This window comes from Komarekiella delphini-convector SJRDD-AB1 (genome assembly GCF_014831675.1).
GTDB lineage: Bacteria > Cyanobacteriota > Cyanobacteriia > Cyanobacteriales > Nostocaceae > Komarekiella.
Genome location: NZ_VJXY01000014.1, coordinates 134,075 through 150,744, shown reverse-complemented (window position 1 = coordinate 150,744; position 16,670 = coordinate 134,075). Strand labels below are relative to the sequence as shown.

Here is a 16,670-nt window from a genome sequence, read left to right as displayed (position 1 = left end):
CGCGGAGGGAGGAGGGAGAAGACAGGAGGTAGGAGGTAGGAGAGCAGGAGTTTTAGGGTGTGTTAGGCGCATATTTTGAGCTAATTTGTTCCGAAAAATATGATCCAAGCGCTTAACGCACCGTTTTATATGGCGGTGCGTTACGCTGTCGCGACTTAAAATTTACTAGTTGGTGCTCGGAACTCGGAAGTTGGTGCTCGGAACTCGGAAGTTGGTGTTCGGAACTCAAAAGCTGGTGCTCGGAACTCAAAAGTTGGTGCTCGGAACTCAAAAGTTGGTGCTCGGAACTCAAAAGTTGGTGTTCAGAACTCGAAAGTTCGTGCTCAGAACTCGAAAGTTCGTGCTCGGAACTCGGAAGTTCGAGATTTATGCTCAAACTCCGAGGTTCTAAGCTAAAAGTTTTACTTTTTATAGTTGAATCACTGAGTTAAGTTTGTAGCTGACGGGTTTGTTGGCGGTTGAGTTTTCCGATTTCTACGGCTAAATCTGCGCCCCATATCATCAATTACTGCATCTAAGCCTGATACGTTACCATTCGCTTTGGCATAGTTGTAAACTGCTAAAGCTGCTGTATAAGCTTCACTACCAGCTGCAATAAAAGTATCATCTACCAGTTCTTGCAGTTGGGTTAAAGATAAAAGTACTGGATATAATGCATCGAATAATTCTATATCCCGGCGCATTTCATCTAAATCAAACGACCGAGGTAAAAAATCTGGGTTTTGGGTTGCTACTTCCAATGCTTTACTAACAAAGGCTCGACTTTTGTCACCTAGTTTAGGCAAAGATTTACGCTCCTCTGCGGTCAAATCTATCAAAAACGGTAATTTTTCGCGAATAGTAGTGATTACTTGCATTATTTGTAACCGATCTGTTTGGGAAAGATTCGCACTGATGCGATTTTCTGACATTTTCAATACTCCTTTGGATGATCTAAGTTCAGTATTCCCAAAGTGAACTAGACGATGTCTACGACGGGCTACGCCTACGCAAAAACTCAGGCTATTAATGCCAAGCTAAAAACTTAAAACTTAGAAATGAACTCAGAACGTTGCGTGAGCGTCTATAACTGATGTGTACATATCAGCTGCCTACAAGATAATATCAGGCGGATATATTTTCTATACACAGAGATACTACTTGGAAAAAGTTTGTTATAAGTAGTGTCATTTATGAATGTCACAATTTAAACATTTGACTCACAATTATTAATGGTGAACTCTACCCTCGTTGCAACAATCTATGTCAACCTCGTTACGGGGAATGATGATAATGCTGGTTCACGGTTGAGTCCGTTTAAAAGTCTCACCCGTGCCTTAAAAGCAACCAAAGCACCTGCAATCATTCAGCTGGCATCGGGAATTTACAAAGCCACTACAGGCGAAGTTTTTCCACTGGTCATCCCGGCGGGGGTGACGGTGGTGGGTAATGAAGCTAACAAAGGTACAGGAATTATAATTTCTGGGAGTGGTGAGTATCAAAGTCCCAGTTTTGGTACGCAAAATATCACGCTACTTTTACTAGGTAATGCCAGTCTCTTGGGTGTAACGGTTACAAATGCCATAGCAAAAGGGACTGGTGTCTGGATTGAATCGGCTGCGCCGACTCTGGCTAACAATACTTTGATCAACTGTGGGCGAGAAGGGGTTTTTACAACTGGCAATGCTAAACCCGCAATTATTGATAACGTGTTTGTGCAAAACCTGGCCAGCGGGTTGTTCATGGCACGGAATAGCAAGGGGGAAGTACTACGAAACGTATTTCAAAAAAATCCTTTGGGCATCGCAGTTAGTGACTTTGCCGCTCCTTTGATTGCAAATAATAAATTATCAGAAAATCGCACGGCGATCGCGCTTTCACGAGACGCCCGTCCTGTATTACGTCAGAATCTCATTGCCAAAAATACCCAAGGTGGTTTGTTGGTCAATGGCAATGCAGTCCCCGATTTAGGTAGCGCCCAAGATCCCGCAAATAATATCTTTCGTGAAAGTGGCGAATTTGATTTACAAAATGCGACATCACAAAAGTTGGTTTCCGTTGGCAATCAGTTGAATCCTACTCAAGTTAAAGGGCTGGTAGAATTTATCGCTACTACAGCAGATACCCCAAGTCAAGTGGGAGTTAGCACTAGTTTCTCTGATTTAGATGGGCATTGGGCGGCGGCTTTTGTCGAAGCATTGGTTAGCAAAGGTTTGATTAAGGGCTTTCCTAACGGAACTTTTCTGCCAAATGCTCCAATTACCCGCGCTCAGTATGCAGCTCTTGTTTCTAAGGTTTTTCAGTTACCTGCAAGTAATAATAAGCGTAATTTTACAGATATTAAACCAGACTATTGGGCAGCTTCAGTAATCTTGAGTGCTGCGAATATGGGCTTTATCAGCGGCTTTCCCGATGGGTCGTTTCGACCAGAGCAAAATTTGACAAAAATACAAGCAATAGTATCTGTTGTGAATGGGTTAAAGCTGAGCGGAGGGAATCCGAATGTGTTAACTGTATATCGCGATCGCGCTCAAATTCCCAGTTATGCCACTAATTCTCTAGCCGTTGCCACCCAAAAACTATTAGTGGTGAATTATCCCCAAACAGAACAGCTCGAACCACTGCGGGATATCACTCGTGCGGAAGTGGCGGCATTAATTTACCAAGCATTAGTCGCCAGTGGCAAAGAAAATTCTATCACATCTCCTTATATTGTCAATCCCCAGGTAGATACACCTTCTTTTACAGACATTGTGGGACACTGGGCAGAAGTATTCATTCGCGCATTAGTGAGTATGGATTTAACTCATGGTTTTGCCGATGGTAGTTACCAGCCAGATAAACCCATGACCCGCGCCCAGTATGCGGCTTTAGTAGCGGTAGCCTTTAACCCTACTCCCAAACGCCCAGCACCCGATTTTACGGACGTACCTCAGAACTTTTGGGCGTATAAAGCCCTACAAATCGCTGCTAGTGGTGGCTTTGTCAGTGGATTTAGCGATCGCACCTTCCGCCCTGACCAAAATGTGCAACGATTACAGGTAATTGTCTCCCTAGTTAATGGATTGGGATTATCAACAACTGATAACAATGCCTTAAAAGTTTACAGCGATCGTCAGGCTATTCCTGAATACGCCCAGACAGCCGTTGCTACCGCGACACAACAAAGAATCATCGTCAATTACCCAGACCCCAAGCTGCTTGAACCTTCCCGTCCCGCAACACGTGCTGAAGTTGCAGCAATGATTTATCAAGCATTAGTTGCTATCCAGCGAACACCCGCGATTAACTCCCCCTATATAGTGTTGCATTCCAGCAGTTGACAAGTAGAATGGGAAACACTGCCTATCAACCTGGCAACTCTTGGAAATTTTCCATGTAGTTAAAAGCACGTTAGGCTATATGCGATGGGTCGAAAACTTATACCTATTGCCTGAAGCTAATAGCCCATGTTAAAAACAGTTCCAGATACTTTCGCCGACTTAGCTACCGCCTTATTAATTCACTATAGTTTTGATCTTGGTGGGTATAACGCTGTTGATTTAGTTAACCGATGGCAAACGCAATACCCAATTTATTGGCTACATCTTGCAGTAATTGAAGCGCTGTATCAAGGTCGTTATAAAGCGGTTTCCGTACAGCAAATTTTAGTCTTTTGGCAACGACGAGGACAAGCTACTCATCATTTCAATATGGAATTTGAACGCCTGATTTGTAGCAAATTTCCTGAGAGCCTAACTGCATCAACTGCACCAACTCTACCCCCTATCCACAAAAACACTAGCGCTGAGACGAAGAATCTTCAATTACCACCTGCTAAAGTCAGTAAAGGTTATCAACAAAGCAATACTGCATCCATACAACTGGTAACTAGAGAACAAAAAGCAGCGTTAGGCGCAGCCGAAACAAAGCAAGCAAGTAAGGACAATCAAAACATCCCAAAACTCCCTCATTCTAGGGAATTTGCCTCTTTGGCAACGCGACAGTTAGCGTCTGCTGTCAGCCACAGGCAAACCTCTGACGGAAGTCCACCGCCCACTACATCACCAATCCCTACCAAAACAAAACTGCTGCCACCTGCGGCTATTCATCCTCCCATAGGGCAATTTACCCCAGAAAAAAGCGATCGCTCTGAGTCTTTCACATCAAAACTCAAAGCGATGTATGGCGAACAGCGTCAACCACTCGTTTAAACGTTCGTAGTAAGCGATGAATCGCTCAAAACAAGGATTATCAGGACTAAAGTCCTTACCCTGAAGGGTGACGCTCCTACGTCGCTCTAAGCGTAGCTATGCCGCAGGCTTTACGCTGCGCTATCGTTAGTCGCTCATGGGGGAAACCCCTTCGCGTAGCGTCTCGTAGAGAAGACCGCGCTAACTCACTACAAACTTTAATTTATTTGCGCTTAGTTACTTACCTGGCAAAAGCTATAGATATACTATTGCTCGAATTATAAATATACCAACTGGTAATTAGCTTTAAAAATCGAACTTTTTATAGATACTGCATATCTGTTTCTTATCTATTGTTGTTGTAATATTCGACTGATAATATTCGTTTTATAGGCATCTTATGTTCAGATCTAGTTAGCCAGGACTTGCCCCCTGGCTTCTTTCTAACATTTTTTGCCAATCATTGTTCCTACTGTGCTTAGATTGATAACTGCAAAAATCCACTTGTTTAAACCTTCATCAATTTAAATTGATGAAGGTTTTTTTCATAGAAAGCGGCGGGAAGTCAACAGTCAACAGTCCCTTCAATTCAAAGGTTCAAGAATAGCTCTTAAACCTTTGTCATTGAGTGTTCTGACCATTTCCTGGGCGTTATATTCGCTGCTAAAGACACCCGCTTGCATGACTCTTCGACCTTGCCAGATTGTAGAAAACGCACCTGGGGCAAGCGAGCGCACTAAATCGCGCTCGTTATCAGTTGCTAGCTGCACCATCACCCGGTAACGAGCACCAAACTGTGTAGCAGCAGGCGACAAATCCCCACCATAGGCAACAGTTGTAGTTTCGGGTACTGGCATTTTTTGCAGATTGCGAGTGTTGCCAACAGGAGCAGCTTCTAGCGTTGGTAACGGCTGCTCCCTTGGTTTTGGTACTTGTGATGCTAGCTCAGATGGGGGCTGAGGTGCAGTAAACTCAATCGTCTTGGGATCAATCTGCACATAATTCAACTGCGGTACATCAGGCAAATTTGCGGGTTTGGGAGTGATGTTTGTTGGAACAACTTGAGTGGCTTTCGGTATTTGTCTACCTACCAAGCTGCTAGGAATAGGAAATCCAGCAACTCTTGAGGTAGATGGCTGTTGATTCGATTTGGGCACGGAAATTGGTGCATTGGCTGGCAAAAGTGGCAACAGCTGACTGTTTAATTGTGCAGCGCCGTTATTTTGGGAGCTGTTGCTAGGTGATGGTATTGTTTGCCTTTCAGAGACTCCGGGAGCCGAGAAGGAAACTTCTCCATTTGCTGGTATCTCTCGCACCACATTATTAGAGACGGGGGTAGGTTGATTCTGGGCAATGGGTGCTGTGATGCCTTTAATATCTACATTGCCAGCAATCTTATCGCCAGTAAAGTTATTGCCAAAGGCAGAAATCACCTGCTTGGCAGCGCTGGCGTTGATGTCGTAACGAGCATTATCGCGAAACTCATTACCTCCTGGTTCGGAGGCGTTGCCTAAATCTGGCATTGCTTGAGCGATCGCTACTACACCATCTTCTTTACTATTTTGAATAAAATTATTCCGCAAAATTGGGCGGGCATTTGCCTGGACTAAAATTCCTGATCTATTGTCTTGAATTTGATTGCCTATCACTACAGGAGCAGCATTTTGGGCAATATTGATCCCAAAGCCTGTTTTTTGCAAGAGATTTTCCCGTACCTCGGCACGAGAACTTCCACTAATTGTGATCCCATTTGCTCCATTTAGATAAAAGTAATTCTTGCTAATGGTCGGTGCAGCGTTACCATTGACAGAAATTCCATCTTGAGTGCTGCCAGTAAAGGTATTTTCCGCAATTACTGGATTGCTGGATTCAATCCACAAACCATAACCACGGGGATTGGAATTCGTCACCGTTACCCCAGTGAGCAAGGCTTGGTTTGCTCCAACAATTGTGACGTTTTGACCGCCAAAACTGCGACTGAGGTATGCACCGCCTCCCTGGATGATAATATCCTTGCCTTTATTGCCAGGATCACCTTGAATGGAAACCCCCGATTTTAGTATTAAGGGAAATACCTCTCCAGTCTCAACACTGTAAGTGCCAGTGGAGAGCATAATTACAGTATTGGCATTAGCTAATCGCAGTGCTTGGGCGATCGTTTTCAAAGGAGCGCGTAGACGCGTAGTGGCTTGTCGAGAGACATCACCGCCATTGCCTGCACTGTCATCTCCGACACTTGGGTTGACAAACAGCACGTTAACCTGAGAAATTGTTTTCTCACCTGGTGGGATCGAATCTGGTGCAGATGGGATCTGAGCAATGGCGCTATTAGGTTTTACGCTTAGGAACGCCATACTTACTACTCCCATGCTTACGGTCAAAGATAATACTGAAAGACGAAAAATTGAAAGCATTGCTGATTCCAGAAACGTCAGCAATGCTTTCGAGATATCTTCTTCACGGTACTGAGAAACTTCAACAGGGGGTATCATCTTTAACGCAACTCCTTATAAGTAACAATAAATTCTTATACTCTCAAACACTAATATGTCGATAATATTACTCACATATTGACCAATTGGGGATTTTTAATACAGAGTAATAAACGAAGGAACTGGGGACTGTTGACTGTTGACTGTTGACTGGGTACAAGGTGAATAAATTAATCAATCCCCAATACCCAATCCCCAATCCTCAATCCCTTGTAAACAATCACCAATGTGAAAAACAGTACAAATATGAAAGAGGCTGGCTGTTTCGATGAAAGCACTAATGGGGTTGTTGTAATGGTCGAGCCATACAGCCAAAAAGAGCAAATACAGCAAGTTGTTCACCGCATTTTAGACGCCAATTTAGACCGCGCTCGTGAGGGTTTGCGAATTATCGAAGAATGGTGTCGTTTTGGGTTGAATGACGCACAGTTGACCCTTGAATGCAAGCACCTGCGGCAAGAGATAGCTAAATGGCATACATCTGAATTGCGGGCGGCGCGAGATACACCAGGTGATCCTGGGACTGAATTAACCCATCCTCAAGAAGAAAAACGGGCCAGCATCAAATCTTTGTTGCAGGCGAATTTTTGCCGCACAGAAGAAGCACTGCGGGTTTTGGAAGAATATGGCAAGCTTTATCACCCAAATATGTCTAAAGCTTGTAAGCAGATGCGCTATCAGGTTTATGCTCTAGAAAGTAGTTTGATGGGTTATCAACGGCATCAACTGTTGTGGCGATCGCGTCTATATCTTGTTACTTCTCCTAGTGAAACCTTGTTAGGAACCGTTGAGGCTGCACTCAAAGGTGGATTAACGCTCCTACAGTATCGCGACAAAACCGCCGATGATTCCTTTCGTCTAGAACAAGCTAAGAAGCTGCGGCAGTTATGTCACACCTACGGTGCTCTATTCATCATCAATGACCGCGTGGATCTAGCTTTGGCGGTAGATGCAGATGGGGTGCATCTGGGACAGCAAGATATGCCTATTGCCATGGCCCGGCAATTACTCGGTTCACAACGCTTGATAGGTCGCTCTACCACAAATCCAGATGAAATGCAAGGGGCAATTGCGGAAGGTGCAGATTATATTGGCGTGGGGCCAGTTTATGAAACTCCCACGAAAGTAGGTAAAGCAGCAGCAGGCTTAGAGTACGTCAGCTATGCCGCCAAAAATTGCTCAATTCCCTGGTTTGCCATTGGCGGAATAGATGCGAATAATATCAATGATGTGATTGATGCAGGAGCAGAACGTGTGGCGGTAGTGCGATCGCTCATGCAAGCTGAACAACCTACCCTAGTAACACAATATTTTCTCTCCCAGCTCAATCGCATTAAACCACAGCCTTTAGAAATTCAAAATTCAAAATGATTTTTGGTAACTGGGTTATACCCCATAACCTATTACTCACCACAAACAATAAAAACCTCCTTTAATGCCCAATGCCCCACATAACTTATGTCTAATGAGATTACCCTTCAGGTAAATGGGGAAAATCAAACCTGTTTGTCTCAAACTCCTTTACCTGAATTACTCCAACAATTGGGTTTTAATCCTCGCCTGGTGGCGGTGGAGTATAACGGCGAAATTTTACACCGCCAGTTTTGGCCGGAAACAAAAGTGCAGCCAGGCGATCGCTTAGAAGTAGTAACTATTGTCGGCGGAGGTTAAATAAACTTCTAAATAGATAAAGTCAACCTAACAGAAGAATCTGAAAAATCATGGCAACAAACGCGGGTATCTTGCGCTTAGAAAAGGTTACAGAACAGCACGCTGATATCCTGTACTCCTACATGAGCAATCCGCATCTGTACGAATATCTTGAGGAGCAAATCCCAACCTTCATGGAGGTTAAGCAAAAGTTCAAGTTTGCCGCGCTAGAAAAATCACCCGATAACGATACCATGATCTGGCTCAAATGGGTTGCTATAATTCCCCAACATCAACCTGTAGGTGTTGTCGAGATAGGTATTTTTGACAAACAGTACGCGGAAATTGGCTTTATGACATTCGTTGATTTCCAGAAACGGGGATATGCCCCAGTCTACTGTTCTTTAGCCATTGCTGAAACTCAACGGCGCTTTAACTTATTTGCACTACACGCATCGGTGAACGAGCACAATTTTGCCTCTCGTAAGGTAATCGAGAAGCTTGGCTTCGAGTTGTATCAAGTTAATCAGAACGCAGAGTTAGTCAAAGGCAGATCATCTGATGAATTTATTTACCGTCTAACCTTCTGAGCTACAGAGACACGCTTATTAACAAGTTTGCTCACCTGTGTTCAAATTTGTATAGACATTTATAAGCAGTTTTGCGCTTAGCTAATTCTTTACCTCTGCGCCCAAGTTGCTCGCGTAGCTGCTGATCTTGACACAACCGATTAAAAGCTTGAAAAACTTCATAGCCAGAATCGGGATTAACTAGTATGCCATTCTCTTCGTGCTGAACTGCATCTAGAACACTACCTAAGCGAGAGGCAATTACAGGCTTTCCGAAGTAACTTGCTTCTAAGTAAACGATGCCAAAACCCTCTATATTGTTAGCTTTGGTATCCAATATCAGCATTGCAAAGATGTCACAGGCTGCATAGTAGCTAGCTAATTTTCGATCTGGTATATGTCCGGCAAAATGCACCCGTTTGTCTACTCGTAAGCGATTCGCCTGAGATTGCAGCTCAGACTCACAAGGCCCTTGTCCGCAGAGTATATAGTGGACATCGACTCCAATAGTTAGCAGTAGTGGGATGTTATCAATTATTCGATCAAAGTTTTTATGCTTGACCAGGCTGCCAACTGAAAGGATTACTATTGCTGTTTCTGGAATATTATGAGCCTGACGTACGCTAACCCGTAAATCATCAAGACTGCTTGAATTCGCTCCAATGCCAAATTTTTCTGGTCTAACTACTGGGTTAATTACATGGGTAGGGGTATTTAATCGAAAAGTGGTTCTGAGGTAATCTTGTGTGTAGGAACTGTTACAAACAATCCCTTCAGCTCTATGAAGTGTCAATTTAAATAGCGATCGCAGCACGGGGTTGCGTAAAGCACAAACAATATCGTTACCGTGCAGGTAGATAAAAAAGCGAATAGGTAGAAAGTAGCTCAATAGCAACAGCGAAGGAAACTCATAGCCGTGGCCCCACTCAATATAGCGGTAGTGATAGCGAAAATAGAGTTTAATTGCTAGCACAAATGACCAGACCATATTGAGGCAAGACTTTAGGATACTGCCGATAAAACCACTACGCCAGTATTCTGGGTAAGTCCAGCGATATACGGGAAACTGCTGAGTTTGATCAAATACTTTATCCCCTGAGCAACCAGCCGCCAATACAATCACTCGTTCTGGATCTTGGAGACATCGATTGTAAATATATTCCCCAATTACAGCTTCTTTCGGTAGAAAGATACGGGATATGACTAGGATGTCCGGGTATGCAGTTTTCTCTCTGATTTTTGCTGTCAGTTGAGAAATATGTTCCATGATCAACTTGATAACTAAACTTCAAATAATTTCTAGTTTTTTCATACTGTCAACTAGAACAAGAAAATTCAGAACTTACACAACTGGCACATATATTTTCTGTTGTGGGGTCAAGAGTCAAGGGTTAAGCATCAAAAGTCTTTGGACTTTGGCTATTAACCTTTGATTTCTTTCAGCCTCTACGAAAAAATATGGCCCTTGCGTGATTCCTAAAAAGAATACTAGCTGACTACCAGTAATAGGAGTTGATAAATCGTTTTCACCCTAGCTATCCCATTTTTTAATTAAAATTTTTTATCAGTGTTGACATTGCTTGAGCTAAAGCATTTGAATCAAATGAAGGATGAAGTCTGTAGTACTGGATAGCGTTTTACCTAGAGTAGGATGAAGTTAGGAATATACGCCACAAATCAAGCTGGGACTATAACAAGAAGACTTTACTTGCTAGTCTCTGCTTATGTTACTTGCTAATGATTACAGACTTAAGAATCTATCATATCATGCCATGAGCAAAAATACTTATTTGTTATTTTACTTATGAATTCGCTGACTCTATATTCGATTTTTTGCTCTCTTATCATTGTTTATCCTTTATTTTGGCTAACGAAACGATTTGCACAAGAAAAATGTATATGTAGCATTTTTTAGTAATTTGTTTTCACATATTATAACGATTTTTAATAACAAAAATATTTAGAATAATGATAAATAATCTATTGATATAGAACAAAAATCCGTTATATATATTAAACTACATAGATCGATAAAAGTAGCAATTTTATGTTTTTTAAATACTTTTTTACTTTAGTAAATTTTATTTGTTGTTGTCAATCTTTCACCATTTAATAATTTTTATATAGGACTGTCAAAAACTAATAACTAGTATTTATCCTCAATTAATTACTGGTAAACCTGCTGCGGAAATGGTTGATATATAAGCAGCACTAAATAATTCGTAAAATCATCTTTATATTTTTTTTGATGCTATATGCTCTACCTCATTGTTGTGGTCAATGCTTCCCATTGTTTACTTTCGCGCAGGAACATGGGAACACGGGAACGCTATCAGCCAAAAGGAAGCAGGTTCTTATCTCAAATACTTAATGCGTAGCTTGCTTTTTTGCAAGAGTATGCATTTATGTCAAAATAACGTTCACGACTCAGATCGGATTACTACGCCTACTCTCAACAGATTATCGTTAATACCGTGTATTGTTGTGCCAAAATGCCAAAATGTCTCTAAGTATTGAGTAGCGTATTCAATAAATTTGCTTTTTACCGAAAACACTTATCGACAGCAACTAGTAGTTCACCAACCCAATTTTGCCGTGTAGGCAAAGCAGGGGGAGAGGTGCAGCAGGGGGAGCAGGGGGAGAAAGAATTCTTTTTCAATAATGCTTTTTCTCCCCCAGCCTCTCCAGCTTCCTCAGCCTATCACCATGCAAAGTTTCCTTGGCAGACTACTAGTAATGATTTTTAATTGCTGATGTAAAGAACTAATACTTATAGCATCGGTTATGACATCTATTTTCTAGCTTTTATGTGCTGGCTAGAGTTGCTCTGACTTTAATAGATAAATCTGAGAGTTAAGCTATTACGCTTTTAAATTGCATAGTTACTCATGAGGGTTGTCAAGAGGAGCCACTGCGTTGTAGGGGTTTCTCCGTCTAAAGCAAGTGGTGCTCAAAAGTCAAGGTAAATCTGGACTCTAGATTCTTGACTGCCTAAACGAAACAATATGCAAGTTCAGTGCGCGACAGCTTATCATGTCTCTACATTTGTTAGGCGTAAGAATATTTTTGCAAGTGATTTTGTATCACAAGTGTATATCCGCATCTAGTTTATGCGAAATCACTGTAATTTAAATGATTAACTTCCCAAATGAGATTTAATTTTCAAGCACCGTATTACTTTGCCACTCCATATTAAGGTTGATTGAGGATCATGGGTGGTAAGTGCACAATTTAACCTCTGAAGGCAATGATAACTAAAACTATTTCCCTGCAACTGTTAAAGTTTATCTCACTAGCATTAAAAAAATCAGTCAAAATAATCACAAAAAATTAAAATCATCTGTATAATTCCAGACTGTGGCCGGAAAGCACTATCCTAGGACGTGGAAGTGATGAATTCTTCTTAGAGGTGGTGAAACCCTGCGAGCCAGAAATAATTAGTTGAGCCTAAAGACTTATGGGACATGTTTTGAGGTACGGTTATCTGCTCAAGAAATCCCCCCTGCGATCGCTGTCTACCCAAGATAAGACGCGGTAGATTAAGTATGTAGCCTAACAAAGATCCACAGCTAATTTAGACGCTTCTTGTTACGGGCTGGCTTCACCTAAATATCGTGACACTCCTACCAGCGTGAGGAGACATAACCAATAGCGTTTTTCAAACGACTCGACTGTATTATGCGTAAGAAACTACAACAAACCATCAAACCTCTGTTAAAAACTTTCTTTGTACTGAGCCTAGTGTTAGGTTTGGCGCTTAGTCACGCCGATGGAGCATTAGCTGCCCGTAGTGGTGGTCGGATCGGCGGTGGTTCTTTTAGAGCGCCTTCTAGCCGCACTTATACACCGCGCACCTACGCGCCTCCTGGTGGGGGCTACGCTCCCTATCCTGGTGGTGGTTTTGGTGGTGGTTTTGGCTTTCCCTTCCTAATTCCTTTTTGGGGTATTGGGGGAGGCTTTGGCGGTCTGTTTAGCATTTTAATTTTCTTGGCGATCGCTAACTTCTTAGTCCAATCTTTCCGCCGCGTCTCTAGTGGTGAAACGGAAGAAGTTGGTTACAGCAGTAACCCGCCTGTTTCTGTAACTCGTTTACAGGTAGGTTTATTAGCTCAGGCTCGTGGTTTGCAAGCTGAACTCAACCATATTGCCGAAACCGCTGATACTAACTCCCCAGAGGGGAGAGCAGAAATTCTCCAAGAAACTAGTCTGGCTTTACTGCGCCACCCTGAATACTGTGTGTATGCAGGTGGTGGAACCCAACAAGCAAGTTTAAATTCCGCCGAAGCTCAGTTCAACCGCCTATCGCTAGCAGAACGCAGCAAATTTAGTGAAGAAACTCTTACTAATGTCAATAATCAGCTAAAAGCAGCTCGTGCCAAAGATGCTTTACCTCCTGCTGGTGAACTGGATAACCCAACTCGTCTAATTACCGAAGGCCCTGGTGAATATATTATCGTCACCTTGTTAGCTGCGACATTAGGTAAGTTTGAAATCCCAACAGTTAATAGCGCTGAAGATCTGCGTCAAGCTTTGCGCCAAATTGGTAGCATCACCAGCGAAAAACTTCTAGCAATTGAAGTTCTTTGGACTCCGCAAGCTGAAGGTGATACCCTCACATCTGATGATGTGTTAGCGGAGTATCCCGATTTAAGACTCGTTTAACTTCAACCTGTTATCTAAGTCTGTTGATGACCACAAACTGGAAGTCACTAGCTCACAAAAAAAGGCTGCACGGTAGCAGCCTTTTTTTTGTAGCTCTAGATGGGAAAGGGTTTAGAGACGATATACTGGACGAAAAAATAGCAAAAACAAAGATTATGATTACCTTACTCCAAAGTCCAGTAAGTTCCGATCCAGAAGTGATGGGCGGGACATTGGTATTCCGAAATACGAGAGTCCCAGCCCAATCGCTTCTTGAGTATTTAGATGATGGATTTTCTCTTGAGGAGTTTTTGGACAATTTCCCATCTGTCACTCGTGTAGATGCAGTGAATTTTCTGAAACTTGCTCGTGAACAAGTTCAAAATGAAAATTATTCTGGATGAGAATTTACCAAGAGCTTTGAAGCGCTATTTGTCAGTTTATGAAGTAACTACTGTTCACGAGTAGGGATGGGCTGGAGTTAAGAATGGCGAACTGATGGTAAAGATTGATGGTGTGTATGATATTTTTATCACATCAGATAAGAATTTGAAATACCAGCAAAATTTGACTGGAAAAAGCATAGCGATTATTGAGCTTCCCACAAATCGATTAAAGATATTGGCAACTATCATCGGCAAAATTTTGACAGAAGTTGAGAGCGTTTCATTAGGAATGTACGTGCAAATCTCTCTTTAGCTAGATGCTAGTTTTGTTGATTAAGATTTTTCGCTTCGCAGCGATCGCTAATGTTTTGGCTAAATAATCTCCTCTGTGGAAAATACTATCCTAAAACCACAAATCCTCAACCCACCGTCTGACTCGTTCCAACTACGGCTAGCACTGCGACAGAGTTCTGAGTTGAAATTCCAAGAACCACCGCGTAATACCCGGCGATGAGCATCGCCACCAAGTTCCCAAGCTGTTCCATCTAAAGGTGCGTCTTTATAATTGTTGTGCCACGAATCAGCGCACCATTCCCAAACTAGCCCGTGCATATCGTACAATCCAAAAGCGTTGGCTACCTGAAAACTGCCTACATTTGTTGTTTCTTTACGGAATTTGCTTTTTGGTTCAGCAGCGTAGCTAACTAACTCAGGGGTAATTGTTTCGCCAAAGTGGAAGGATGTCGTAGTTCCCGCACGACAAGCGTATTCCCACTCAGCTTCACTGGGTAAACGATACTTGCGTCCGGTTTTTTCCGACAGCCTGAGACAAAATTCTACAGCTTCATGCCAAGATACATTTTCTACCGGTCTATCTAAACCTTTGAATTTGGATGGGTTGGGATTTAAGGTTTGTTTGACTTTAGGTAGAGCTGCTATGGCTCTCCATTGTGCTTGAGTTACAGGGAATTTGCCCATAAAAAAGGGTTCTACTGTAACTTGATGTTGAGGACGTTCGTCAGCATCTCCTTCATACTCTGGTGAACCCATCATGTATGTACCACCTGGTATCGATACCATTTCTAATGTGATGGTTTGACTCAATTGTTCAGTAAATAATTTTGCATTTCGGCGATCGCGGCTAACTTCTCTACCTGCTGTATCTACTGTCACGACGTCAAATTCAAAGGTTTCCAGCGGGGGTAATGGTAGGATTATTTTTTCGGGTGATCGCAATAATGTATATTCAGGAATTGCCACAATTTTTAAGGCAACTGGCGTCAAAACAGATGTTGTAGACTTTAAATCATCCAGAACAGCTTTTGCTGTTTGATACCTTTCACTTGGTAAATGTTTTAACAATTTATCTAAAATTTTTCCTAAGTTGTCGCTAATAGTAATACCTTTTTCCTGTAACCGTTCACGCCACAACCATTTAACATTCATGGCATCATAAATAGGATCATTAATCTGTCCATAAGCATCCTGAAAGGGCAAACATTTAGTTAAAAGACGCACGCAAGTTACACCCAAAGCATACAAATCACTGGCGTGACAAGCAAATCCAGCCATTTGTTCGGTTGGGGCATAACCGATTGTGTAAATTACCGTAGCTGGTCTTGCTAAACTGGTTTGTGTTACCTGTTTCGCACCACCAAAGTCAATTAATACAGGTTTGCCATCACTGTCCCGACGGATAATATTTTCTGGTTTAATGTCCCGATGAATAACATTATGAGAATGAATAAACTCCAGAATTGGCAATAAATCGGCTAAAAGTTCCCGAATTTGTGTTTCGTCATAAGTTTGTTGCTGAACTTCTTTTAAGAGGGTTTGCCCTTGAATAAATTCTTGCACGAGATATAAACTAGAACCTTGTTCAAAGTAAGCAAGCAATCTCGGTATTTGGGTATGATTTTCTCCTAGTTCATACAACCGAAAAGCCTCTTCTTTAAAGAATTCTGCGGCTTTGGTACGTTGTCCTGTTCCCTGAACTTGGGGAAAAAATTGCTTGATAACGCAAGGAGCATTTAGTCTATCTGCATCTTCGGCTGCATAAGTTCTGCTAAACCCACCTTCACCTAACAGTCTCAATACACGGTAACGGTTTCTGAGAAGTTTGCCAAAGTTGCTTTGGCCGCAACTCACGCAAAATCTATTGCTGTCAGGGTTGAATGGATTTGAGCAATTGGGATTTTGGCAAATTTGCATAACGAGGGGGAAATAGCATCTTGTCCAAAGTTAGCCCCAATTTTATCTAATTGAAAATAGTTATGTAGAGAAACGAACACGGATATTATTCGATGTGCTTAAAAGTTCTCTCAATCCAAGAATATAAAGATGAATTAACTTTATTTATCTGTTTTAGGGCATTTCTAAGTATTAGTAGATAGAAACAATAAATTATTTTTACATATACAATATTACGCGATACCTTGAACTATGTCAATATTAAAAATAGTTATCTTAGGGTAAAAACTTATTGATAATAGCCAATTATTTGACTAATTTGAAAGATATTTTTCTAACTAGAAAGTTGCATATAAACAGCGACATGATCCAATAAAAATTATCCGCCTTAGATATACAAATAACTCAGTAAATATATATTTATACACTTAGTTAATTGCATCAACTAAGAATATTAATTTTGTTAGACTTTGAATCTAGCTAGTAGTTCACCAACCCAATTTTGCCGTGTAGGCAAAGCAGGGGGAGAGGTGCAGCAGGGGGAGCAGGGGGAGAAAGAATTCTTTTTCAATAATGCTTTTTCTCCCCCAG

Annotated in this window: 12 protein-coding genes; 8 read left to right on the top strand and 4 right to left on the bottom strand. The window is 41.9% G+C overall.

Annotated features, from left to right (window positions below):
* Window positions 1–419: 419 nt before the first annotated feature.
* Window positions 420–911, bottom strand: a complete 492-nt coding sequence (locus FNW02_RS14955) for a hypothetical protein (protein ID WP_191758323.1) — start codon at window positions 909–911, stop codon at window positions 420–422.
* A gap of 300 nt (window positions 912–1,211) precedes the next feature.
* Here FNW02_RS14955 and FNW02_RS14950 point away from each other — a divergent pair, with 300 nt between their 5' ends.
* Window positions 1,212–3,302, top strand: a complete 2,091-nt coding sequence (locus FNW02_RS14950) for an S-layer homology domain-containing protein (RefSeq protein ID WP_191758322.1) — start codon at window positions 1,212–1,214, stop codon at window positions 3,300–3,302.
* 126 nt (window positions 3,303–3,428) lie between these two features.
* Window positions 3,429–4,172, top strand: a complete 744-nt coding sequence (locus FNW02_RS14945) for a hypothetical protein (protein ID WP_191758321.1) — start codon at window positions 3,429–3,431, stop codon at window positions 4,170–4,172.
* Window positions 4,173–4,735: 563 nt separating this feature from the next.
* Here FNW02_RS14945 and FNW02_RS14940 read toward each other — a convergent pair.
* Window positions 4,736–6,643: a DUF1565 domain-containing protein gene (locus tag FNW02_RS14940; protein WP_191758320.1), complete on the bottom strand. Its 1,908-nt coding sequence runs from the start codon at window positions 6,641–6,643 to the stop codon at window positions 4,736–4,738.
* A 246-nt stretch (window positions 6,644–6,889) separates the two neighbouring features.
* Between FNW02_RS14940 and FNW02_RS14935 the strand changes: the two genes are divergently transcribed.
* The 3 genes from FNW02_RS14935 to FNW02_RS14925 all read left to right on the top strand — a co-directional run bounded on the left by FNW02_RS14935 (window position 6,890) and on the right by FNW02_RS14925 (window position 8,883).
* Window positions 6,890–8,014: a thiamine phosphate synthase gene (locus FNW02_RS14935; protein WP_191758346.1), complete on the top strand. Its 1,125-nt coding sequence runs from the start codon at window positions 6,890–6,892 to the stop codon at window positions 8,012–8,014.
* Between the two features lie 87 nt (window positions 8,015–8,101).
* Entirely contained in the window at window positions 8,102–8,314 is a 213-nt protein-coding gene (thiS, locus tag FNW02_RS14930) for a sulfur carrier protein ThiS (RefSeq protein WP_191758319.1), read from the top strand.
* A gap of 50 nt (window positions 8,315–8,364) precedes the next feature.
* Window positions 8,365–8,883 (top strand): GNAT family N-acetyltransferase, encoded by a 519-nt coding sequence (locus tag FNW02_RS14925; protein ID WP_191758318.1) that lies wholly within the window; start codon window positions 8,365–8,367, stop codon window positions 8,881–8,883.
* Window positions 8,884–8,914: 31 nt separating this feature from the next.
* Here the strand turns inward: FNW02_RS14925 and FNW02_RS14920 are convergent, their stop codons facing one another.
* Entirely contained in the window at window positions 8,915–10,129 is a 1,215-nt protein-coding gene (locus FNW02_RS14920; RefSeq protein ID WP_191758317.1) for a glycosyltransferase family 4 protein, read from the bottom strand.
* Window positions 10,130–12,540: 2,411 nt separating this feature from the next.
* On the opposite strand from FNW02_RS14920, the gene FNW02_RS14910 reads away from it, so the two are divergent.
* The 3 genes from FNW02_RS14910 (at window position 12,541) to FNW02_RS14900 (ending at window position 14,202) form a co-directional block, all read left to right on the top strand.
* Entirely contained in the window at window positions 12,541–13,524 is a 984-nt protein-coding gene (locus FNW02_RS14910) for a DUF1517 domain-containing protein (protein ID WP_191758315.1), read from the top strand.
* A gap of 155 nt (window positions 13,525–13,679) precedes the next feature.
* A complete protein-coding gene (locus FNW02_RS14905; protein WP_191758314.1) occupies window positions 13,680–13,907 on the top strand; it encodes a DUF433 domain-containing protein in 228 nt (75 codons plus the stop codon).
* A gap of 94 nt (window positions 13,908–14,001) precedes the next feature.
* The gene (locus FNW02_RS14900; protein WP_191758313.1) at window positions 14,002–14,202 is read left to right on the top strand and encodes a hypothetical protein; all 201 of its coding nucleotides are present in this window, start codon (window positions 14,002–14,004) and stop codon (window positions 14,200–14,202) included.
* Window positions 14,203–14,261: 59 nt separating this feature from the next.
* Here the strand turns inward: FNW02_RS14900 and FNW02_RS14895 are convergent, their stop codons facing one another.
* On the bottom strand, window positions 14,262–16,100 hold the full coding sequence (locus tag FNW02_RS14895; RefSeq protein ID WP_191758312.1) for a bifunctional serine/threonine-protein kinase/formylglycine-generating enzyme family protein: 1,839 nt from the start codon (window positions 16,098–16,100) through the stop codon (window positions 14,262–14,264).
* Between the last annotated feature and the right edge of the window lie 570 nt (window positions 16,101–16,670).

Coding starts and splice junctions, on each gene's coding strand:
- FNW02_RS14905 (WP_191758314.1), top strand. CDS start 13,680: ATGATTACCTTACTCCAAAGTCCAGTAAGTTCCGATCCAGAAGTGATG.
- FNW02_RS14895 (WP_191758312.1), bottom strand. CDS start 16,100: ATGCAAATTTGCCAAAATCCCAATTGCTCAAATCCATTCAACCCTGAC.
- FNW02_RS14920 (WP_191758317.1), bottom strand. CDS start 10,129: ATGGAACATATTTCTCAACTGACAGCAAAAATCAGAGAGAAAACTGCA.
- thiS (WP_191758319.1), top strand. CDS start 8,102: ATGTCTAATGAGATTACCCTTCAGGTAAATGGGGAAAATCAAACCTGT.
- FNW02_RS14945 (WP_191758321.1), top strand. CDS start 3,429: ATGTTAAAAACAGTTCCAGATACTTTCGCCGACTTAGCTACCGCCTTA.
- FNW02_RS14925 (WP_191758318.1), top strand. CDS start 8,365: ATGGCAACAAACGCGGGTATCTTGCGCTTAGAAAAGGTTACAGAACAG.
- FNW02_RS14900 (WP_191758313.1), top strand. CDS start 14,002: ATGGTAAAGATTGATGGTGTGTATGATATTTTTATCACATCAGATAAG.
- FNW02_RS14910 (WP_191758315.1), top strand. CDS start 12,541: ATGCGTAAGAAACTACAACAAACCATCAAACCTCTGTTAAAAACTTTC.
- FNW02_RS14935 (WP_191758346.1), top strand. CDS start 6,890: ATGAAAGAGGCTGGCTGTTTCGATGAAAGCACTAATGGGGTTGTTGTA.
- FNW02_RS14955 (WP_191758323.1), bottom strand. CDS start 911: ATGTCAGAAAATCGCATCAGTGCGAATCTTTCCCAAACAGATCGGTTA.
- FNW02_RS14940 (WP_191758320.1), bottom strand. CDS start 6,643: ATGATACCCCCTGTTGAAGTTTCTCAGTACCGTGAAGAAGATATCTCG.
- FNW02_RS14950 (WP_191758322.1), top strand. CDS start 1,212: ATGGTGAACTCTACCCTCGTTGCAACAATCTATGTCAACCTCGTTACG.